Annotated in this window: 15 protein-coding genes and 2 pseudogenes; 9 read left to right on the top strand and 8 right to left on the bottom strand. The window is 63.1% G+C overall.

Annotated features, from left to right (window positions below):
- The first annotated feature begins 173 nt into the window (after positions 1-173).
- Positions 174-944, top strand: a complete 771-nt coding sequence (locus JQT59_RS01645; protein WP_213571357.1) for a hypothetical protein — start codon at positions 174-176, stop codon at positions 942-944.
- A gap of 327 nt (positions 945-1,271) precedes the next feature.
- Here the strand turns inward: JQT59_RS01645 and JQT59_RS01650 are convergent.
- From JQT59_RS01650 to JQT59_RS01670, 5 genes and pseudogenes are all read right to left on the bottom strand, one after another.
- Positions 1,272-1,837 (bottom strand): annotated as a pseudogene (locus JQT59_RS01650) (HNH endonuclease family protein); the annotation flags it as partial.
- 281 nt (positions 1,838-2,118) lie between these two features.
- On the bottom strand, positions 2,119-2,391 hold the full coding sequence (locus tag JQT59_RS01655) for a hypothetical protein (protein WP_213571358.1): 273 nt from the start codon (positions 2,389-2,391) through the stop codon (positions 2,119-2,121).
- Between the two features lie 499 nt (positions 2,392-2,890).
- Complete coding sequence (locus JQT59_RS01660; RefSeq protein WP_213571359.1) at positions 2,891-3,688, bottom strand: hypothetical protein; 798 nt, start codon at positions 3,686-3,688, stop codon at positions 2,891-2,893.
- The gene (locus JQT59_RS01665) at positions 3,688-5,646 is read right to left on the bottom strand and encodes a hypothetical protein (protein WP_213571360.1); all 1,959 of its coding nucleotides are present in this window, start codon (positions 5,644-5,646) and stop codon (positions 3,688-3,690) included. Before JQT59_RS01665 ends, JQT59_RS01660 begins: the two co-directional genes overlap by 1 nt.
- Positions 5,643-5,984: a hypothetical protein gene (locus JQT59_RS01670; RefSeq protein ID WP_213571361.1), complete on the bottom strand. Its 342-nt coding sequence runs from the start codon at positions 5,982-5,984 to the stop codon at positions 5,643-5,645. The genes JQT59_RS01665 and JQT59_RS01670 overlap by 4 nt, the downstream gene beginning before the upstream one ends.
- Before the next feature lie 185 nt (positions 5,985-6,169).
- Here JQT59_RS01670 and JQT59_RS01675 point away from each other — a divergent pair, with 185 nt between their 5' ends.
- The 5 genes from JQT59_RS01675 (at position 6,170) to JQT59_RS01695 (ending at position 12,148) form a co-directional block, all read left to right on the top strand.
- Entirely contained in the window at positions 6,170-7,111 is a 942-nt protein-coding gene (locus JQT59_RS01675) for a phospholipase D family protein (protein WP_213571362.1), read from the top strand.
- 458 nt (positions 7,112-7,569) lie between these two features.
- Positions 7,570-7,893: a hypothetical protein gene (locus JQT59_RS01680; protein ID WP_249353599.1), complete on the top strand. Its 324-nt coding sequence runs from the start codon at positions 7,570-7,572 to the stop codon at positions 7,891-7,893.
- A gap of 57 nt (positions 7,894-7,950) precedes the next feature.
- A complete protein-coding gene (locus JQT59_RS01685; protein ID WP_213571363.1) occupies positions 7,951-8,190 on the top strand; it encodes a hypothetical protein in 240 nt (79 codons plus the stop codon).
- 362 nt (positions 8,191-8,552) lie between these two features.
- Positions 8,553-8,900 carry a hypothetical protein gene (locus tag JQT59_RS01690; RefSeq protein ID WP_213571364.1) on the top strand — a complete coding sequence of 116 codons (348 nt, stop codon included), beginning with the start codon at positions 8,553-8,555 and terminating at the stop codon, positions 8,898-8,900.
- Positions 8,901-11,800: 2,900 nt separating this feature from the next.
- Positions 11,801-12,148, top strand: coding sequence for a hypothetical protein (locus JQT59_RS01695; RefSeq protein WP_213571365.1), 348 nt, complete (start codon positions 11,801-11,803; stop codon positions 12,146-12,148).
- A 2,757-nt stretch (positions 12,149-14,905) separates the two neighbouring features.
- Here JQT59_RS01695 and JQT59_RS01700 read toward each other — a convergent pair.
- Positions 14,906-15,264, bottom strand: a pseudogene (locus JQT59_RS01700) (transcription initiation protein).
- A gap of 1,922 nt (positions 15,265-17,186) precedes the next feature.
- Here JQT59_RS01700 and JQT59_RS01705 point away from each other — a divergent pair.
- From JQT59_RS01705 to JQT59_RS01715, 3 genes are all read left to right on the top strand, one after another.
- Complete coding sequence (locus JQT59_RS01705) at positions 17,187-18,800, top strand: ParB/RepB/Spo0J family partition protein (RefSeq protein ID WP_249353601.1); 1,614 nt, start codon at positions 17,187-17,189, stop codon at positions 18,798-18,800.
- A gap of 112 nt (positions 18,801-18,912) precedes the next feature.
- Positions 18,913-19,770 (top strand): ParA family protein, encoded by an 858-nt coding sequence (locus tag JQT59_RS01710; RefSeq protein ID WP_213571366.1) that lies wholly within the window; start codon positions 18,913-18,915, stop codon positions 19,768-19,770.
- Positions 19,771-19,786: 16 nt separating this feature from the next.
- Positions 19,787-20,038, top strand: a complete 252-nt coding sequence (locus JQT59_RS01715) for a hypothetical protein (protein ID WP_249353603.1) — start codon at positions 19,787-19,789, stop codon at positions 20,036-20,038.
- A gap of 379 nt (positions 20,039-20,417) precedes the next feature.
- On the opposite strand, the gene JQT59_RS01720 is transcribed toward JQT59_RS01715, so the two are convergent.
- Positions 20,418-21,137: a hypothetical protein gene (locus tag JQT59_RS01720; RefSeq protein ID WP_213571367.1), complete on the bottom strand. Its 720-nt coding sequence runs from the start codon at positions 21,135-21,137 to the stop codon at positions 20,418-20,420.
- Positions 21,134-22,054 (bottom strand): ParA family protein, encoded by a 921-nt coding sequence (locus JQT59_RS01725; protein WP_213571368.1) that lies wholly within the window; start codon positions 22,052-22,054, stop codon positions 21,134-21,136. Before JQT59_RS01725 ends, JQT59_RS01720 begins: the two co-directional genes overlap by 4 nt.
- Positions 22,055-22,286: the final 232 nt, after the last annotated feature.

Consider the following 22,286-nt stretch of genomic DNA (forward strand, 5'->3'; position numbering starts at 1 on the left):
GTAACAGACAAACAACCCCAGCTACCTTCCCGCTGTGACAGGTCACCGCGAATACAACCCCGGCGTTGGGGCAAGGAACAGTTGCTAAAGTCATGGGGGGAGAGGCTCGGTCACGCGCATAATTCCCGGGGGCGAGCCCGTCGCAGAACGAAGGATCAGGAAGGGTGTGGCTTGTGACCACTAACCAAGAATTTGTACAACTTCTGGCGACGCGGCATCCGTTCCACGATCTCGAAGCAATTGACGCCGGCCAGTTGAGCGACGACGAGGTTGGCACCATCCCCCGATGGTGGATCGACGCGCAAACCTCGAGCAATCCCGTCGACGTCGCGCTCCGGGCGTGGGAGAACGCGCTCCCCGGGCAACTCCCGCGCATCACCCGGATCATCCGGGACGCCGCACCCGCCATCAGACTGTGCCGCGCGACCCTCTCCGAGGGTGGCCGGACCGCGATGGTGCTGGCCTACATCTTCGGGAAAGCCAATCCATCATACTTTCAAGTCGCATACGGGCTAGCGCCGCTGCCGCAGAACGAAATTCCGTTGTTCACTGCCGGGATCGATCACGGGCTCAGAACGTTCTATACGACCGTGCAGAACGGATTCTTCAACGAGGACCCCATCGGCCTGATGCCAGCTCAAGACATGCCGCGGATTTCGAACTTTGGGGAGGCAGCCGATTTCGAGTACGTCGGGCAATCACGGGACCCGGTGAACAACGAACTCCGTTTCGTGGAGATCGTGAAATCAGAGCTACCCGACATCGACCAACTCGTCGGCGTCTGCCGCGACGCCTCCGACAACGCAGTCGCTCTGGATACACGCGACGACACCGGTCGAGTCTGGGAAATGTGGCACGGAGGCCTCGAACGCGTCGACAAAACCCTTTGGGAGGCGATCGACGAATGGGTAACACGCCTGTTCGGCATCGATGACAACCAGTGACAACTGGTTTCACCTCCACCCGACCCGCACAGAGACAGCGCATGATGCCACCACTGCTCGTCCGCGCGATAGGGCGTCGTGTCCTCGCGTGCGACTCGTAACCTGGGAGCAACGCGCGTTCCCATGAAGTCTCGCTTTCCTCGCGGGACCAGAAGACACAGCGGACGGTGATCGGGTTATCCCCTACTTTCGTAGGGCGGAGTTAATCCGGTGCTCATCCACCCCGCCTCAACTTCATGGTCCCCAACCGTGGCTACCGGCTCTTCGGTGACGCACCTGCCACCGCGACCTTCCTGCACGGGGCAGACCTAGGCCGGGTTCGCTTCAGCAGGTATGCAGAACTTGCGTCATTGCGTCCTTCTCGGCCTGGGTCACCCACAACCGGTAGAGGGCCTTCACATCGATCTGCCGGGAGACGTAGGTGCACCGGTAGCTCTTGTTCGGCGGCAACCAGGATGCAGCGTCGGAATCAGACTTCTTCGAATTGGTGGGCCCATCCACCGCCCGCAGGTTCCGTGGGTCGTTGGCCAGGTCGCGGCGCTGCTCGGGGCTCAGTTGCTGGGCGCCCTTCTGCCACGCATCGGACAGAGCGACGACGTGATCGATCTGCACCGCGGTGGAGGTGTCCTGGCCGCGGACGAACGCGATGGTGGTGCCAGTGTAGGGGTCGTGCAGGGTGCCGGTCGCTACCACGCAGTCCCGGGTACTGAACTTGTACGTCAGGTCCACCAGGTCGCGGCGCAGGATGTCGTTGCGGGTGTCGCACCCGTTGTGGCCGCCTCGACACCGTTGTCGTCGGACCACGACGGGCCGAACTGCTCACGGGTGTAGCCGGTTTTCGGGGCGCGACCCTTGACCGCCAGGGTGTCGAGCTTCGCCAACGCCGGCGCCGCATCAAAGCCCACCGACGGGGGGTCGGTGCGTCCCCGAGCGATTGGATTTCCGGGTTCGCATCAGCGATAGCCGAGCACCCAGTCAGGCCGAGCACGGTGACCGCACCGAGAGCAAGCAGAGCGGACCGGGGTCGATGGCGCATGCGTCTGTTCTCCTGTTACCTGTGTGACTGTTGTGCACACGAGTATCGCCGGTACCTCCGACAATCGCGGTAGCAGCCCCGGCTGAAATGCAGTGACAGGTGCCGAACGTGAGAATCCGGCGTCTCTGACAGCTCGGGTCAGGCTGTGTGACGGATCAGCCGCCAGCCGCGGCGTGCGGCGACGAGACCGGAGACCGCCCCGAGGACCGCGCTGAAAATCAGGCCCGCCGCGAGGAACGGCATGGGATTCACGGAGTCAATATCTCCTACGACTCCCTCGGAGGAGAACGGATCGCCCACATAGCCCACGGAGAAGCGCACCGGGTACGACAGCCACCAGGCGAGCAGGACCGTACACATCAGGCCCGCACCGAGCCCGAGGGCCGTTCCGATCAGTATCAGTGTCCGCACACGATCAACTTCGTAAACGTCGGCTGTGCTGTTACCGACGTCGTCCGAATGCCGCACGGCGCCGTCATCGTCCGGCAGTTCGGTCCTCGCCTGCCCAAATCCGTTGGCAGAGGCCCTCCGACTTGGCCCCTGCAGAGGAAAAGTTTGCTCACCTGGTCTTTTGGGCAAGATGTTGCGGAAATGCTTTTTGCGCAGCGTCGATACCCGGCCGTTCGTGCGCGTTATACCTGTCCCGGCTCAGTACATCCGATGCCGGTATGCCTGGATCTCCGGCGCCTACCCCGTCAACGCACGGGGCTCCACCTTGCGGAGCGGGCGAACAACACGACAGCGGTTCCACGCGCATCAAATCGATTGAGCCGGAGACGGACGCGGCGACTCGATGAACACGATGCACAGCCGGGTGAAAGCTTCCTTGTGGCATCAGTGTCACTGAGCGAGAACAGCATCCGTTTCGATTCCGTTCTCTGACATACCGAGACGACATGTCCTCTCGGAATCAGATCCAGTCGATGTGGACCGAGTCGATGTGGTCGAAGTGGAATCCGAACTGGTCGCTGTACCTGTCGAAGCCTTTGTTCTCGGGGTAGTCGAGGGTGGCGTGCCGCTCCAATAGGGCGACGACCCGGGCGTGATCATCATTGGCGAGGGCGGCGGCGAGTTCGCGTGACTCCTCACTGGTGAAGGGGGTGTCGGAGTTCGCGAAGTCCAGGGTGCGGACCCGGTAGTCGTAGCCCTCGTCGGCGCCGTTGCGGACCATCACACCGCCCTTGACCCGGATCACCGCGGTCTTCGGGGTTCCGTCCGGGCGCAGCACCCCGGCACGGGCCATGATGTCCTGCGCCTTCACATTCTTGAGTTTTTTGCTGGCGTCGGCCCGTAACTCGTTCGTCTCCCCCGACCGGTACCGGGACACCGCGGAGCGGGACCGCCCGATCTTCTGTGCGACGGCATCGAGACCACCCAATCGTTCGATCGCCGCCCGCCGTTGCGCCCGCTCGAGAACATCCGCATGCGGGATACGGCCCTGGTGCGCCCACCGGCGCAACGTGCGATCCGACGGTGGGGTGCGGCCGGCATCGATCGCCGCCTGCCGCAGACCCTCGTTGCCCAATTCCTGGCGCAACTGTCTGACCGAGACCTTGCTGGTCAGTCCGGCCAGTCCCCCGGTTTTGACTTGCTTCGACTTCTCGACCCCGCTCGTCGCGGCGGTGGCCACCGACACCTTGAGGCCGTCGAGGCCGACCGCCTGCTGCGCCGGCTTCTTCGTCCGCGGCCTCGGCAGATGCAGGGCCATCAAAGCACCCCGTTCTCTTCGTCGGCGTCCTCGTCGTCGGCGTCGTGGTCGTTGTCGGTGAGGGCGGCCTTGATCGCGAGGTTCACCTCGTGCACGTCCGCAGCCGACGCCAGTGCGCCGCGGAGGGTGTCGGTGAGGAGGGTGTCTTTTTCGACCGTCATCTTCCCCAGCGCCTGACTCGGGTCGGCAATGTTCTCACCACCGGGGAGGAGGTAGACCCAGGAGTCGGTGACGGTGCGGACCGGCCACCGATGGTGTTCGCGGGCGATCCGCATCGCGACGCGGCGGCCGCGCCACCGGCAGTGCGCGATGATCGCCGCGCGCCAGAGCGGTTGGTGGTGGTGTTGCATCTGTTTGGCGGTCCACATGTCCGGGTTGACCATCCGCCCGATGTACCCCTTGTAGCAGGACCCGAGAAACCCCTTCATCGCCGCATCCCGGGTGTCCACCGAAACCTTGCGGGCCTCGCGCAGGATCTTCGCCCACTTGTCCAGCACGCGCCCCTGCTGCGGGTACACCCAGGCCTCGGTGATGTCGAGGTCGTCGAGATCGGCACCGATACCACCATCAGCGATCGGCTCCCGAAGGGCATCGAGGCTGACCGAGGTGACCCAGGTCTGCACCGGCTGATCCGCAAGCATATGGGGGTGCGGCAGCGGTAGTTTCTCGGGCAGCGACAAGGTTTGCCCGGCCGGGAGGGTGATCCGCCACAACCCGAACGGGGTGCCCTTGTCCCCCACCGCCGCGGCAGCGGCCTTGTCACCAGTGAAATGTGTGGGTTGGCCGTAGCCGAGTTCGAGCATCCCGGCCGAGGCCAAATAGGCGGCGCGTTGATCGATCGACACCAACCGGTCCGCACCCTCCAAATCCTCGGTGTCGGGGACCCGGGTCCACCCGGCCGCGGGTTCGAGGTCCCCGCGCGGCGGGCCGTCGAGCGGCGGGACCGCGCCCGCGGTGGTGACCACGATCCCTTTACCGCTGCGGGTGCGTTCCCGTTTAATTTTGTCGACGATCGCGGCGCCGGTGCGGGCCGGTGTCGGCCCGGGAAGCACCCCGAGATGCTGCGCGCACCACGCCAGCCGGCGCCCGAGTTCCCGGGCGGCCGGGAGGTCGTCGTCCGGGAGATACGTTCCGGCGGTCGGTGAGCCGAGGACACCCATATCGCCGACCCGGTTGTGCCAGCCGAAGTCCTTGTTCCAATAGGTCCACACATACGGTTCGATCACCACATCGACCATCGAGGTGAACTTCCCGATCGTGCGGGACAGGTGCACCACATGCCCGGGTTCGCCGCGCAGCTCCCACCCCGCACTGAGCAGCGGGGGGAGGGTGGCATGCAGGGTGGCGGTCAACTCGGTTGCGGCGCGTAACCGCAACGCTTCCATGTCGTCGACGTCGTCCTCACTGCCCGGATCGATGACCCACCCGAGTAGCTCACACGCAGCCAACCCGACGACCCAGATCTGCGCGGGTGCCCCCAACGGGGTCAGCGAGGCCCAGCGAATCAGCTTGTCCAGCTTCTCGAGTGAATCGACCGGACCGGTCAACTCCCGCCCAGACGGGGTATACGTTCCCGCGGCGGTCACGATCAGGGCATGCCCATCCGCGGCCTCACCCGCCGGCAGTGCCTCCCACACCGGTGGGTCGGCCGCGTCGCCGTCGGCTGCGTTGTGATCCACGTCGGCGGGGTCCACGTCGGGTGACTGCGGGGTCGTGGGAGTTTCGGTGCTGTCCCCCTGCTCGTGCGATCCAGCGGCCCCCTGCTCGTGTGATCCAGCGTCCCCTAGCTCGTGTGACTCGGGGTGTGTGGCGACGGCTGGTTCCGAGCCCGACTCATCGGTTACACCCGCCTGGCAGGTTGCGGTGGGGAGACCGTCTTTTTCAGCGGATTCGGGGGTGGTCGTCGGGGTGGTGTCGGGCAGTGTGAACAGGGGAATTTGCTCCCACGGGGAGCTCATGACTCCTGCTCGGCGATCCGGCCGTCATGATCTGCCGGTGGGACACGGTAGCGGTCGAAGAACTCCTGCAGGGCAACGTCCACGACATTGGTCACCGTGGATTGACGATCCTTCACCAGCCAGTTCAACCGCGCCTCCGTCGAGGCCAAGACCCGGGTGTTCAGCGGAACCTTCGTCGGCCCCTTCCGCGGCTCCAACTTCGCCGTCAGCTCCGGACTCGGCGTTCCCGACCCAGAGACGCCCCCCGCATCGGGACCGCGCTTCCCCGACCGAGCGGCCCCGCGCCCGCCCCCGGTCGCGCGGCGGGCACCGCCCCCGGTGTTTCCCACCTTCGCCATACCCACCCACTCGTCTTCGCCCGTGTTACTTCGGTTAAGTCATCCTACCCACTACTTGCCTTCTCGCGTGTATCTACGCGCGCAGAGTTGCATGCATATGTTCGTGCAGAGTTGGTGTGGGACAGTTGGGACGGGATTGACACGTATTGCCCGCCCGGGCCGGTGGAGGGTTACCGTCTGTCGGTATGGGGACCACCTTCCACGGGCCGAGCCCGTGGCCGCACATCACCCGCGCCATCCGCACCCGCGGCGCACGGTACGCCGCGATCGGCTACCTCGGCCAGGACGCACCCAAGCTACTCCCGCTGCGCGCCGGGGACCTGTTGGTCGTCAACGCCTCCAAGGCCGCTATCCGGGCACACGCCACCTCCCCCGCCGCCCTCGCGTACTACCTGAACAAGGGGGTGCGGGTGCTGTCGTCACCGACCCTGCACGCCAAAGTGATCGCCACCACCACCCGGGCGGTGATCGGATCGGCAAACGCATCCGAAAATTCCACACTCGCCGACGACGCCGTGGTCATCACCGACCACCCCGACATCATCGCCGGTGTCCGCAAGTTCATCGACAACCTCGACGAGATCACCGAGGTCGATCAGGTGTTCCTCGACAACGCCATCCTCGAATGGGAGATCGGCCGCGCCGTCCCACTGCCCGGGGTCACCGGCCGCGTCCGCACCGACACAGACTTCCTCCCCACCCCGGTGACCCGGATGTTCGTCACACACGCCGCCGATTACGAACCCACCGACACCGAACAACAGATCCTCGACCAGCAGCGCGACCGGCACAACGCCGCCGGCGGGCCGGCAGCGAAGTACCAACTCGAATCACTCCGCCTCGACACACCCGGCACCATCCGGCGCGGCGACGTCATCGTCTTCGTCTCCACCGACGAGTGGATCCACCCGCCAGCCGTGGTGACCTCCGATCCGATGCGCATCCCACGGTCAGGTGGAGCGGTGTTGTTCTTCCTCCGCACCCGCACCGACCTGCCACCTGCGCCCCTCACCGACGCCGAGAAGACGCTGACCGACCTCGGGCACCCCGGCTCACGGCTGCGGACCAACCACTACGTCCGCTCCCCGAGCCTGCGGACCGCGCTGCTTGCACTATGGGACCTCTGAGCCCTCAGCGAGCCTGTACCTGCGTGTGAATCTGCTCCGCGGAACCGAAGAACCTCACAGTTGAAACGCTAGACGGCGCTAGAAACCGCGACACGTTGCCCGCGGCTCTGAGCGAACACCTATGCGGTGCTGCAGGCCTTCGGATTTCACCCCGGTAGCACTCCCCTGCCCGGGAAAAATGAAAGTAGCGCGCCTCTCTTCAACCTGGCCGCCGCGACGACGTCCCCGGTTCACGACAGGCCGCAGAAATCGTTAGCACTCTACCGACGCGAGTGCTAAATTCGGCGTAACCGATGACACGGACCCCCGAGAACCTCTGGGCCCAAACACAGTCCCTAGGTGCAGCCCAATCGCAGCTGTTCCGGCCGGGGCAGTGACTGGACGGCTGCCCTGGATCGATGGGCACCTCCGTCTCGTCGCGTGACGGCCGGGCCACCCGAGGCAATGGAGGAGGGATCATGACCGCTACCCCGCGCCACTCAGGTGCCAACAGCAACGGAGGCCCCTCCACGCCTGCAGGGCCGCGAGTACCGCACGGGCGATCACGGTTACCCTCCGTGTCGTTCGCCCTGGGCGCGTTGTCCATCGCGTCGTTCTGGGTGTCCGGACTCGGGTTCGCCCTGGGTGTGAGCGCGGTGGTGTGCGGCGTACTCGCCGCCTCCCAGCCCGGTGTAGCGGACGACGAGCCCGCATCGCTGCGGGCGCTGCTCGGAGTCGTCGCCGGAGTCGCGGGAATCACGATGTCCTCTATCGCTCTTTTTCCGGTGCTGGCGGACCTGTGATCGGCACACCAGCCCATCACCTCCTGTTCTCCACCTTCGAAAGGATCCGCACCGCCCGTGACCGTCGCCGCCGGCCCGCATCTCCCCACCACACAGACTTCTCCCGACGCCGACTTGGACGACGGCACGCGACACTGCGCGGCGCTTCTCGAGTCATGGGAAGCGGGCTTCGCCGTGACCATCGGCCTGGCGCTGCTCACGACCCTCGTGTGTGCCGTTCTAGGATCGTTCCCGCTGGCCCTTCTCGTACTCGTCGCGATCGTCGGCGTTGCCGGCCTGATTGCCGCTGTCCTCTGACGCCGCTACCTGGCCGCATCTTGCCCGGCGTCAGGGCGATACGCACCGGACACCGCTCCCGCCGCGCCGTCGAAGCCGCACACCCCGAACCCAGCAACTCCCAGAACTACCATCGAAGGCAGACGGATACAGGACATCCCGGTTGTGCGCTTCGAACGCGTGGTGCGTGGGGTGCAATACCGAGGCGACTTCGGCCGGCAGGTTGCCCCGTGGCTTTCGGTGCACACCAACGGCGCGAAGCGTGCCCGCGTCGGCGAAGTCGGCATGTAGCTGGCACGGGGCCGGGGAAGTCCCGACACGGGCAACGTTCCCCGCGGCGGCTATCTTGACACCGCACACGCCTGCAAATGGTTGGAGAACATGTGAGGAATCTGATCGGTCGGTGGCGGATCGTGGAGATGGAGGCGTGGGACCGTGATGCCATCGACCTCGTCGAACCTGGCTTCATCGAGTTCGCTGGCGACGGGACCGGCCAGTTCGGCTTCGTCGCCGTCCGCGGTTGGATGGACTGCCGGAACGCCGAACGCGAGTCCCGCACCGCGGTGGAGTTCAGTTGGGAGGGGGACGACGACGGCGACCAGGTCAGTGGGCGTGGTTGGGCTGCTCTGGTGGGTGACGCAATGCTCGAGGGGCACCTGTTCATCCATCGAGGCGAAGATTCGGGCTTCCGGGCGGAGCCGTTTGTCCGTTCTGGTCGGCGGGATGGGTGATGATGAGTGCCAGTATTACGAATTCCTCGCCGGGACCGTGATTGGACGATCGCTACCGCGCTGAGGGCTGGCCCCTGCTTACCCGCACGGATCTGGGCACCAGCTCGTCAACTAGTTGCGCTGGGACAACTTTCGGGTTGATGGAGCGCTACTACGACGCACAGCTCTATCAGGGCAAACCGGGGAACACAGCGAATCATGCTTTGCCCACCGTACGGCCTGATCGACATCGACGACCGCGTGACTATAGCGTCGGCGACAAACATAAGGGCCCGGGCCGCAGCCAAATACTCCTCACCTGACCGACCAAGCGAGGACGAGGCCAGTGACTTCGATTCTGACGCCGTCGCACCGACGTCGGCTTCTGTCAGAGTCCGCGCCGAACCACCCGGCGATTGCGGGGGTGGTCTCGATGTCGCAGGGGTCCGCAGTTCTCACGTTCGAAGCCCAAGAACTTCAGAGTTGGCCGCCCGGCTCGCGTCCCATGTTCTTAAACCCGTTGATCCGCGACTGGGCCGGATCCCAACAATCACAAACACGTCGAGCATGACCGACCGGGTACTGCGGCACCGCCACGGCCATCGACGTCGTCGGCAACCTCTGGCACTACCACTTTCTGGAGCCGATCCGCGGGACGCCCATCGTTACCTTCGAGCGGTAGGTGCGATAGTCGTCGCCGAACGTACCGACCAAATCGTGATTCTTAAAGCGACCCGCCAGGATGCGTCCAGTGACGCTAACCGCGAACGACATTCGATCCCACTCATCGCCGGCACCACTGAAGCGCGACCACCAACTTGATGTGTAGCGGGAGCGGATCAGCAGCTTCAGTATCGGTCCGGACATATCTGATGCGAGCCGCCTTTCGCTCTCAATCCGCTCGCTGGGTGCAGCCCGAACAGATCGAAGTGGTCGACAGTGGCACCCAACCGAGATCAACCATTACCGGAAACGGTGCGTGGCGTACGACACATTCTCGGGATGGACGCTGTGTGCGTCATACGATCTGTCTCGCACCGGCTGATCCGATGCGTAGGACGGCGGTGCCGCAACCCGTGAGCTGAATTTCGTTCAGCCGTCACGCTTCGCGCTGCATGACCGATCCTCGACTGCCGGTGTCGCGGCCCCGCCGTCCGCCAGCTCCGGCGGGGTCCCGCGTGCCCGACTTCGGCGACAATGCACCCTTCGGTCGTCTTCGCGATACGGTGCAGACCCCCGTTCCCAGTTCGAGTATGAAAACCCATTCCAACCCTCAAGAAACCACCAAGCCTGATCCTGATAGTGATCGGCGAGTGTTCCGAAGGTCTCACAGGCATCGAATTGCATTGCAGTGGAACTACTTGCACTTCTATAGAATCGTCGACTCGGGTGTCATCAACTTTACCCTTCCGTAGGAATAGGACCCCTTCCGGGGGCATGTACCACTCGCCCGACCTCGATGTCGCGGCACAACCTTCGCGAGCAGAAGCGGGCGAAGGCCTCATCAAGCCGCTCCTTTGAAACGAAGCTCTAGCGATTGCCGCTATCCGCCTGGGCGCCATACCGACTCTCATTATGGTCGAACCCGTTCCGAGTTCTTGTCCCTCGGCTCGTGCAGATGCTCCACCATCCCCGCCGTACGGCATGATGCACGGTGCATCACCGGCCTACCGCGTGATGCACGGTGCATCACCGCGTGACCGCTACTCAGACAAGAGCGAAAACGTGGCACAGAGCGAGGGGCAGTTCATTTCGCGCTTTGTCTTACCCAACACGCATGCCGCCCAGTCGACTCTTCCCGCTGGCCTTCCGTGTCGCAGCGCCTGGCGCCCCGCTACCGCTCGCCCAGCCAGCGAGCATGGTCATAGCGCATCCCGCTTGGTCAACCTGCGTATGCTCTCCCTCATCTCCAGCAATCCGACGCCGCTATTGAGGACCGGTGATGACCCAGGCCCCGAGCGGCGGACTTCCCGCCCCCATTCGCATGATCATCGGTGGCGCGGCCATAAAGTCGGGCCGATCGTGGACAACCGCACACCAAATCGTCTCGCCCTTGCCGCGATCTACTTCGCATTGCCTCGACGTACCATCTGCGGTTGGGCTGCTTGAAGGAGCACCGCACAGGTCGCCCGCCTGTGCGGCCATCTGTCGCTGATCTTAGTAGTACTGCCACTCGCCAGATTTGAATCCGTTACGCGCACCCCATTTGTCGCGGCCATTATCTGGAAACGGTAACAGCTAATCCGTTCTGCTATCCGGGAAGTCGATAGCTTGACGACCTTCCGGATCGGTCACCTCGCGGGTGATGCACGGTGCATCACCCAGCATCCAGCTGATGCAGCGTGCATCACGGTGACTTACCGACCCTGCATGGGATCGGTCCCGTTCCATCAATATCGCGATCGAGGGAGATGAAGCGACTTCCTGGGAGTCGAACCGCCATGATGGGCACCATCAACCGCCCATCTCATCGCGGAGCTTGCGTTTGGCGCGGCTTTGGGAGTCGCGCCAACGCAGTCTATTTCTGGACTCCCAATCGGACTCGAATGTCGCGAGAGGGTTTCGCGGGCGCGTCCATATGCCCAACCAAATCAACTGCAACCCTTCCGTTAGCTAAGGAATGAGCAACGCCCCTCCGGTGAAAGCTCGTCGACAATGACGCACCGCTGTTCGCCGTGGGATTGAAGCGTTTGCATCCCACACTGGTTGCCAACAAGTATGGTTTGGCCGTCGTGAATTCCCGTCGGTTCGTGCATCGTCCTGCAGGACGCAGCATCGGACTCATGCGACCCGCACGAAAGCTCGCCAGTCGCCACCTTTGCCCTTGCTCGCAACCCCCGACCTGGTTGACCGAAAATTGCAGAGTTGTCTTCTTGCTCGCGGGGACCGCTTCGATCTCGGCGGGTCGCCAACAAGAACAGATGAGGAACGACGCACGTGAAGTCCACCGCGAAATCACCGGCAATCCCCAGTCGAGCAACCATCAACACGCGCAAAATCTGCAGCTCAGCCACGTTGATGGATTCGACCGGCTCATCCTGCGTATCGGTGGGAGCGCACTATTCGTTGTAAATCAGGCCGGCGACGGACCGATGGAACATTCGGGTAAGAACCACCGGACGGAGTCAGCTAGAAGACCTCACTTCGGCGATGCCCACGATATGGTCGATCACGCAACACAGCCATTTAGTGGGGTGCCGACACCCTATTGGCTGGCTGCGGCCAAACGCTACGACCTATTCATACTCGAGAACAACTGCAATGGGTGAGCAACGACCGCTTCAACTTGGTGGAGACACTCTTCCATTTTGGAATTATGTGGATATGGGGGTTTTGACGGCTTACGCTTCGTCGTCGAGCCCGGGCTGACGCTCGACCTTCGTGCTCCGGTAGAGCGTCGCGTTCGCGTAGCACCGAAACCCCTGCCGCCTCGACCTATTCGCAGAAGATACCGCGATGCCCGGCGGCCGATGGCCTTGACTCGCCATCCCGAAGTCGTGCGTAACTCGATGTATCACCTACTTTCTTTCATCACGTGACGTTTCAGGGGTGGTGTCATTACCTACCCGGACGCCAAGCTGTTTGATCAAATATTTTTGTCTTGGGCAGGGTCCCGATCGCATACGATTCGGAGCCAGATTCACGTCGGGAGGGCTTCCGCGCGTCATTTTCGGGTTTTATTTAACTCGGCGTGTCGCTGCGCGGTTTAGTTAAACCGAAAGAGCAGGATTTAAGGTATGACAACTCGGAAAAGTCGGGGCGGGCGCCCAGCCCGCGACGTCGCCGTTCGCCATATCGGGGTTGAGTTTCCCGCGGAGATCGCCGACCGGATTCTCGCACCGGTTGACGATGGTCGGGTTAAGACAATCACCGACAGAATGATCGCGCTCGTTCAGCTGGCACTCGAGAACGAGCCAGCGATTCCGGCGCAGGCCAGACAGGAAGAGTTGCCAATGACGGGCTGAACAGAGCCCAGAAAAGGCGAAACCCCCCTTCGCTCGCCAGCTCCGGGGGTTCCGCTCGTCGTACAAACCGCCACGCAATGGAGGAGGTCTGCCTTCTATGAGTATAGAACGCGCGATTCGTCGTGCGCACGCGACACGACGTGATATTGGTGTCCGTGACGTCTCATCTCAGCGTCGACGTGGGAATTCCGTGGACGCAGACACTTTGCCGCCGGCTCTTCCGGCGATCAAGCACGCCGTGAGGGGGTGCCTCTTCCACTAGGGAAAACGTCGGTGGGTCCCACCCTTTCCGGATGAGACCCACCGCTCATATTTGGCCGTTCCAACACGACCGCTCCTGTGATTGGCAGTCCCGCGAGCAGTTGTGTCGATACCGTGCGCTCTTGCCAGGGTAAGCCATGTCCCGCTGCTGATGCCAGCGACTCACGGCAACAACCTGGTTAAGGGTGCGTGAAAGGCGCGTCATGCACCCCAATTCTGCGACCTCTGCGGTCGCAATTTCCGTCAACTCTGTCCAGATTGCCCCTGTCAGTGAGTCACCCTCGCCCATTGACATCGAATGGAACGCACTCGTCTCCGCCGCTGTCGAACGGGTTAATCAAGTCGAGCGGCTCAACATGGAAAGCCAGCAGCGGGGCCGCTCCTGGTCGCTGCCCGTTGACCCTGGCCGACAGGCATCGACTCCGGCGTGGACCGGGCGGGCGGCCTGGCAGCACCAGGTCCGCGAGATGCTGAACTCCTCGACCGGACGTGAGGTTTGCCGCCGATTCAGGGTCAGCACAGAGTTCGTGTTTGCCGTAGCTGTGACGATGGCCTCGTTCGCAGAGCGGTCGACGGGCCGTCGGGTATGCGCCTCGAGGGACACCATCGCTCACCGCAGCGGAGTCAGCGTGTCGGTAGTGAAACGTGCCAGAAGGGCCCTCCAAACATTCTCCGTCGCCCGCGAGATGGTGCGAGGACGGTACTTGAGAGCTGACGAATCGCACGCTGCTGAATCACACCATGGGCGAATTCAACGTCGCGCGGCCTCCGTTTGGGCACTAACGTCGCCGAAGTCGCTGGTGATCGCTGCTAGGCGGGCAGTGAAGTCGCTGTCCAAGAGGGTCCGGCGGTCGAAGGATGCGGCTCGCTCGAGTTATCCACAGCTGGGTGCTCGTGGCCCCCTATCCCCTTCCAGGGGATTTAAGTTCTTATCTCTTGTTAGAGAGTTATCACCAAAACGCGCGCAGACGCGCGCGGGCAAGCATTCAAGAAACCCGAAGACCGTGGTGCAGCAGCCGCGACCGATCGACTTGCAGCGCACAGCCGCTGAGCTGGTCTCTTATGCACCAGCGTTCGAATCGGCTGGGCACATCGGCGCAGTCTGTGACGTTCTTGCGAGTGTCGGCGTCGATGTGAGTCGATGGCGTGGGCGGGACATCGCCGCGGAACTCACACGTGACACCCAACAGAGAGGCTGGATTTGGCCGGAGCGCATCGAGCGGCCGATTGGGTATCTCCGTTGGCGATTGACTCAGATCGATTGGGACGGCCCCTCTCCGTCCGAGATGGCCCAAAAAGCCGCCCAGGAGGCCCGTCAGCGCATTGCTGATCGCGATGCGCGTCTGAGTCGCAGTGACCGCTTGGTTGCAGCTCCAGAGCATCGTCAGCGGTGTCGGGAGGCGTTCGCGGCGAGGTTTCTCGAGCGACATAAGGCCGATACGCGAATCTGAATACTGCCCCGTGCCTGGTGAAGGTTTGTCGGCACCGGCCACTCGCATGGAGCGGGGGCGTGAGGAAGGGGCGAGAGTCTTCAGCTATTTGCGGGCTGGGGCGTCCTGTCCGAGCTCGAGCCGCAGTTCAGATGTGGCTCGCCGTCGATTCTGGGCGCGGACAGCCCAGATGGGGAGCAGGTTGGACCCGCCCTGACGGCTCTTCGGCAGCCGTGTGTTGGGCCCGGGAAGTCGTCTTGAACGCCCCATTGCCCCGAGCGGTGATCCAGTCGAGGCGCCCGTGGCAAGTATCCCGGTCTTTCGTTTGTGGGTGGAGTTGGGCTAGAAGGGGCCTGGCCGAAGCCGAACACTATTTCCAGGAGGTCGGATCCCGTGAGCTGGCGGGATCGAACTGGAAGGCGCGCACGTCCTGCGGGAACCGGCAGGTGGCCGTGATAATTGCCGTCCGTTCGAGTGCCGCCTCGCGGGACGGCGACTCGAGTACCGTGTAGCCGCCTTCGAGGTGCTTCGTCTGCGAGTACGTCGCCACTACCATCGTGCTGTCCTCATCGGCCAGGACAGGCGGAACCCTCTCGTCGATTCCACCGCCGGACGCCGGGTGGGCTTTCGCCTCCCGTCCGTCGCGTGCGATGCATCCGAGACTGCCGAACGATCCTCGTCGGGAACGACCATGGCACTACTCGGGAACGAGGTCAGGCACTTCGTCATCGCATTAACTCCCTTCGCGCTCGAGGGTTCGGACCCATCCTCCGCGGCGACGCTCGCCCGACGAGAAGGAACTGGCCGTCTTCACCCAACCGCGACCTCCGCGACCTCCGCGGGCGCGGAGGTCGCGGTGATGGACGTGGCCTTGCTGTGTGTTGTTGCGTCTGCAGTGCTTGTACGTTTGCCGCTCTAGGTGGTGCCCACTCCCCCAGCTGGAACATTGAATTGTTGGCTGTGGTGACGGGCGTCTTCGGGTCCGTTCCGTGCATATGGAGGTGTGACTTTCGCGGTGGTTGAGAAAGAGTGAGACGGCGGAGTGCTACATGGCTATTGACCGCTCTCTGGGGTTGACCGGAACGCGCAACCTCTGAGCTCCGAGTAGTGATCGAAACTCTCGTATCTCACCGGGTAGTCCGAGACGGCTCGCGCGCCGGTCCGCCCGGAATGCCGCGTGATTGCAGCTGGTGTGTGCGGCAACTATCGATGCACCCCAGAGCAGGGTTCGTCTTCCCTGGCGGAGGGGCATCATCCGTGCACCGACCTGTCATCGCCTGGGTGGCTGTGCACTGTGGGTATTCAGAGCTTCGATTTGATCGTGGTGACCTAAGCCGCCATAAGGAGGCGGGGACTGGTAACCCCTGCCAAGTACTCGAACATATCCACGCGGACGGTCGTCATGATCTAGAGCGCTCGCCGCCTCCTGGACGCAGCGCCTTCTCATGAGTGGGCGGCACCATCGAGTTGGAACCGGACACTGTCGAGTGAGCCTTTTCGGCCGGCGGGTGATGGTTGGGCTTATCGGCACCAACCAATGACTCTGAATGGAAGCGCAAACGGTCACGCTCGACTCCGCCGGAACCCTGTCTACGGTCGCCGGTTCGTGGACTGTGCTGTGTTGGTAGCGCGTCGAGACCAGACTCTTGCAAGTTTGAGTTTCGTCTCAATTGGCGGAGTAGACGCCCTCGGTGATGCACGGTGCATCACCGACGATTTGATCGGGGCGGCGGGAGGATGAGTGAAACAACCAACGCCGAATCGAGAACCATCCCTGCCGGCCCGGATTGAGCCACGGCCGAACGGCGCCCGAGTTGCGAGACCTACGGCCGCCGCGATCGGGGTTGCCGTACCCGTGCCGGACCCAGTCCGTCGAAGTGTGCCGCATTCCGCGAGGAACTCCCCTGCCGGATAGCAGGGAACTGATCTAGCCGATCCATCGACCTTTCGCTACCCGTCTGCCACGCTCCACGCCGGCTAGCAAGTGGTGCCATGGCGCGTTTCTGGGTTCCGGGTAAACGGACCGAACGCGTATGCGTGCCGAACGTTCGAGCGAGACGAACGGGTGATGCACGGTGCATCACCCGTTCTTCTCGCCGAGGGGGTGGGCGTTCGGCATGGGTATATGTGGGTGGAATTGCCTCCGGTGATGCACGGTGCATCACCGGAGACGCATATCGAGAGGGAGCCTCCTCTAGTCGTCGGCGTTGATGGGCGTATGCCAGCCGACGTAGTGATTCGGCCATCCATTTTGCTCCTTATCGCGACCGAGCGAATCGGCTCACGACCCGTCCGACGGTCGCAGGCCTAGGCGAGGGGCGGACGGTGGCCGATACGTGCGGGCACTCGTCGAACTGATGGCGGAGACTGGCTCGCTTAAAGTGTGGAGGTGCCGGTCCGCGGACACGAGTGAATAGGGCCTGCCTGCGTTACGTCCGCGATGATGCACCGTGCATCACTGGATGTGCTCTCAATCAAGCGACCCTCACCTATTGGCGCGCGTTAGCTCGACTCGATCGGGTTCCTCCAGTGCGGTGATGCACGGTGCATCACCGCTGTGCGACACGCCGCTGGAGATCTCGGGTGGCAGCCCCCTGTCCCAGTACGCTCCTTCTGAATACATGCAAAGCATGCGCACAGAATGGAGAGTGATGAACGCCGGAGTGACATCCGAAATGGTGGCTACCACTCAATCGACGGGTCCGGCCGCGACCAAGAGGAAGCCGGCCGCTCGTAAACCGGCAGGCAGGAAGACTGCGAGTCGATTCCGGAAGTTCGCTGGCGGAGAAGATAGCGAGGAACTCGCGGCCGCAGCGTCGTCCGATGTAACTACGCCAGTAAATGGTGACACAAACTCTGGCGGCATTACCGCCGCGCTCGCCGGATTGGCTGCGGCTGATGGTCAAACCGTGGTGCAAGTTCCGGTACTTCAGACCGTCCCTCATCCGTTCAACGACCCGGACAGGTCCGAGCCTCAGGCTGGCGACCCGAAGTGGGACGAGCTGGTCAATGGGGCTAAGGCCAACGGCATCAAGGTCCCTGGGCTATTGGTGACACGCAAGGGATTCCTTGCGAAACGGCCTGACCTCGCCAACGCTATCGGTGACGATGCCGAGTACGTGGTCATCTATGGGCACCGCCGCCGTGCGGCCGCTATCGCGGCCGGCCTGGCGACGATTCCCGCGGTGATCGATGACGCCGTGATGGATGATCATGGCGACCTCGATGCCATGACGCTCGAGAATCTTGGGCGCCAAGATCTTTCTGAAATCGCGGAAGCCCAGATGTTCGCTCGGTATTCCGAGTTGGGATTGTCGCAGCGTGCCATCGCCGAGAAGCTCGGTGTCGACCAAGCAACGGTATCGCGGCGGCTCTCGCTGTTGCTGCTCGTGCCCGAGATCCAGGCAGCGATCGCGGAGGACGCCATCCGTAGCGCCGAAGGTGCCGCGCTGGCGGGGGCGCTCCCCTACGGTCCTGCCCGTAGTTGGCAGAAGAAGGCCGACCCGGCTCAGGGCACGGATGCTCGTCGGTCCGAGCAACTTGCGGCGTTCGCGCTGATTGCTGATCGGGGAATGAGTCCGACTCGCGCCGCTGAACGCGTGTTGACCGAGCGAAAGTCTCGGGAGCAGGCATTGGCCGCGGGACTCGAGATCGTGGATCCGCGCGAGCGGTTCGGCGATAATTTCCATGAGCATCGACTGTTTGAGGTCTCCGATGTTGATCTCGGAAGCGCAAACGTTGTCGGCGCGATCGATTCCAGCCAGGGGACGCTGGTCTTCTATGCGGTCGACAAGCCCGTTGACGGTGCTGAGGATGCCAGCGAATCGGCTGCGAGGTTAGCTGCGGAAGCTCGGGCGGCAGCACAGAAGGCGCGTCGAGAAGCGGGCAAGAAGCTTGTGGCTTCCGTTCCTTCGCGGGAGAAGTTGGTGACCTACTTCATCGACCAGTACGCCTACGGTGTTTCCGCTCTGGCTACGAGCGCGGAGGGGTGGCGTCTGGCGCAGGCGTATTTGGGACTGGAAGGTCTCGAGTCGACCGAGTTCAGAATGAACGCTCAGAACGGTGACGAGAAGCGTCGCGGTGAGATCGCTTGGGCCTGCGCTGTCGCGGGATACGAACTTGCGGCGTCCAATGACTCGGAGGAGTGGGGGCCATCGGACCTGACGTACTTGGATCTGCTGTCCGAGCGCGCCGGGTACAGGCCGACCGCGTGGGAGGAAGCCCGCCTCGATGCCGCACGCCGGGCATTGCGTGTCGCCGATTGATCGGGGTGATGCACGGTGCATCACCGATTCATATTGCCTCCGCGGGTGATGCACGGTGCATCACCCAAAGCGGACACATCCAATTTCAGATACTTAACCGCAAGGAGTTCCTGTGGCTACCTATGCAGTAGCAACCCTGTCAGGCAGTGCTGGAAAAACGACCACGGTCACCTCGACCGCCACTTTGCTTGCTCAGGACGGATACCGCGTCCGAGTCATCGACATGGACAGTCAGGCAAACGCGAGTACGTGGCTCGGCTATCCAGAGGCCTCCGGTAAGACCGCCGCCGACGTCCTGCGGCGTCAAGCTTCCATCAAGGAGGTTGAGCGCCCAGCACGGGTGTTGCGGGGGTACGACGAAAGCGACCAGCCTGTGTATGAGGAGATCCCGAACCTCACGATTGTGCCCGCCGCACGCGACACACTCGACAAGCTGATCGTGGAGTTACCTGCCGTGACGGGTGGTGTGCTTCATCTGCGTGACGCCCTGGAGGAGGCGGATCCAGTCGACGTCACCTTGATCGACTCCCCCGGCTCCCTGAACGTTCTGGTGATTGCTGGGATTCTCGCGACGATGGTCGACGAGGAAGGTCCGTACGGTTCGTGGGGTCTGATCACGTGCACGAAGCCGTCCGGTAAGGAGAACGAGGGCATCCCGGCGTTGGAGCAGGAACTGCGGAAGATCAAGCGGACGTACCGAGTCGACGTGCCGCTGCTGTCTATCGTTCCCTGCGCAGTCCCGCCGATCGGCGATGTCTACCGTGAGCAGATGGAGGATCTGCTGAGCGAATATGGGGACAGGGTGACGCCCCCGATCCGTCGTGCGAGCATCGTGGACGAGGCCTACACGAATTACGTTCCTGTGCCGATCTACGGTTACCGGGCGAAGACGGTTACCGCCGACTATCGAGCCGCGCTGACTCATATGCAGAAGCTGGGGCTGTTCGGACAACGGGCGGCAGTCGCGTAGGGGCTGGAGACCACCCGTGGTGAACGATGTTGGGCGGCACATGCGGCCTTCGCGCGGGACCAGCACAGTCAATGTGCCCCATGATCTGCACGCGCTCGTTCGGGCTGCCGTGCGGCTCGTGCGGCGTAAGACTGGGCGGTCGTACTCGCTGATGCAGTTCACGCAGGAGGCGTTCGCGGCGCAACTGAGAGTGATTGCGGAGACCTACAACGATGGTCGCGCGATCGAGCCTGACGCCGAGCCTCTGGAGCCCGGCAAGGCGGTGTGAGGCAGCGTGGGCTGTTACGCGGTCCGAGAGTAGGTGACGAAGTGTGGAACGCTGTGTGTCGCCCTACCGACGTAGGTCCTTCCCTGGCTGGGGTGCCTCAAGAGGGATCTTCGCCGCGCTGAAGCAAGTGTCGGTGTCTCTCACCGACATGCCGGTCTCTGGGGGCCAATGGGAGCGCTACGCGACACACGGTGGGGTTGGTCGTTGAAGTCGCCGAGTCTGTGCCGAGAACCGTGACCTGGCAGCACAGAGCGGGCTGGTCCCCCATCGAGGCACAGGTACTAGTCCGTCCCGGTGTCGGCATGGGATCGCCGTCGGTATCGACGATGGCGGGGACAGCAGCGACCGTTCTGGCCATTCGAGGGCCCAGTTGGTGTTCTCAGTCCGCTCGGACGTCGAGATACAGCCGCAACGCTTGCTCGACCAATGCGCTGCGGCTACCCGCAGACCATTCCTCAGCGAGCGCATCGAGCGTGGCGGTATCTGATGCGATGATTCCGGCGAGCGGTACGCGTGCCTGTATCTCGCTGTGCCGGCGCCGCCGAGGCTGGGTGCCGACGTCGCGTCTCTTGAAGAGGCCCCCGCTGGTCTGTACAGGCTCGGCTGTCCAATGACGTTGAAGTTCGTGGGCGTGCTTTTCGACCGCGTCCAGAACGACCTGGCCGTAGGCGCGCGCGGTCGCCCGGTCACGTTGACGCTCTTCCAGGGTCAGTTCGCGCAGTGCCGTGTACACGGCTGGGGGTAGATACACCTCGGGTGGAGCGACCCGTGTCGGTGCGGTGTCGCTGCGGGGTTTGGCTTTTCGGCGGGGAGGAGCGACCAGTGTTGTCGCCTCCGGTTGAGGCAGGGCGGGTTCTGATTCGAGTTCTTCTGCCTCACTCGACTCTTCGTTGGGGCCTGGTGCCGGTTGCGGCGGCTCAGCGGTGGGTTCCGCATCGACCTGGAGCGGACTGTCTTCTCTGCTGTTCTCCGGGGCCGCTGATTGCGTCTCTGACGAGTCCGCTGTTGTTTCGGTGACGATGCTCAGCGAGGGAAGTAAGTCATCGAGATCGCCGAGAGCACCGGGATCGAATGCGGCCTTTCTGCGTCGTGCACTCATGCCACTCCCCCGGAGACTTCGTCCTTCTCCGCAGCAGAGAGCCGACTGAGGACCTCTCGGGTGAGAGATTGGTAGTCCTTGGCGAGTCCGGAAGGGTCGCGGGACCACAAACGTTCCGCGATGTTCTTCTTTTCGCGTAGCCGTTGTATCCGGTTCTTCAATGGATCCTCTGCGACTGCAACCAGCTCCGAGGGCGTGATGTGTCGGATCCGGAGATCGACCGCGGCTGCGCGATCAGACCGAATGAATGTTTCGAACGGGGCCGCGCCGCTCCCTTCGAGTAGCTCCTCTACCTGTTCAAATACCTCGCGGTTGCGGGCGGTCGCGCGGGGATTCGCGTCAAAAAGCACAACACCGAGAAGTTGGATGAGGGAACCGCTCTTGCGGGCTCGAAGGTAGCGCGCTGCGAGGAGTTCCACACCGGACAAGCTGGCGTCATCATCTTTAGTCGGCACGAGCAGGTATCGCGCGGTCCCCAGCAGGGCATCGAGGAGTGGCGCGTCTCCTGGTCCGGAGTCGATGAGGATCAGGTCGTACTGCTCGGCTGACTGCAAGTCAATGAGGGTGGAGACGAGGTTGCCCCTTAGGTCCATCCCTGATTGAGCGGCTGTGGCGGCGATGGCACCGATGACTGCGAGCGCCGGTCCACCGGGAATGAGGTCGAGGTTCGGGCGAACGTCTCGCGTCGGTTCGAGCGGATGCGCGTATTGAAGGGCCATGCTGAGCCCCTTCCCTCGATCCCCCTCGACACCGAGATCCGAGGACGTGACGTTCGCTTGCTGGTCGGCGTCGACGACGAGCACCCGCCGGCCGGCAGCAGACACCATGCCTGCGACGGCTGAGACGATGGAACTCTTACCGACACCGCCTTTTTGATTGGCGACAAGCACACTGCGCGGGGGCTGCGTTGGCGACATGCCTAGCAGGCTACGGCGATGCGGCCGGGTGGACGGCCATCGACACACCCCATTGGTAAGGCGTTCCCACGACCCATGAGAAAGACCAGAGTCATGGCCATGCAAACCGCCTTGATAGATGGTCTTTTAGAGGGTGCGACATCTGATCTGTATTCAGGTCGGATACGTGGCCTGTGAAGAAGGCGTGTACAAGGTCGTGCGGGAACCATTCGTAATGGCCATGTACAAGGCG

This window comes from Rhodococcus sp. USK13 (assembly GCF_018343855.1).
Lineage (GTDB): Bacteria > Actinomycetota > Actinomycetes > Mycobacteriales > Mycobacteriaceae > Rhodococcus_F > Rhodococcus_F oxybenzonivorans.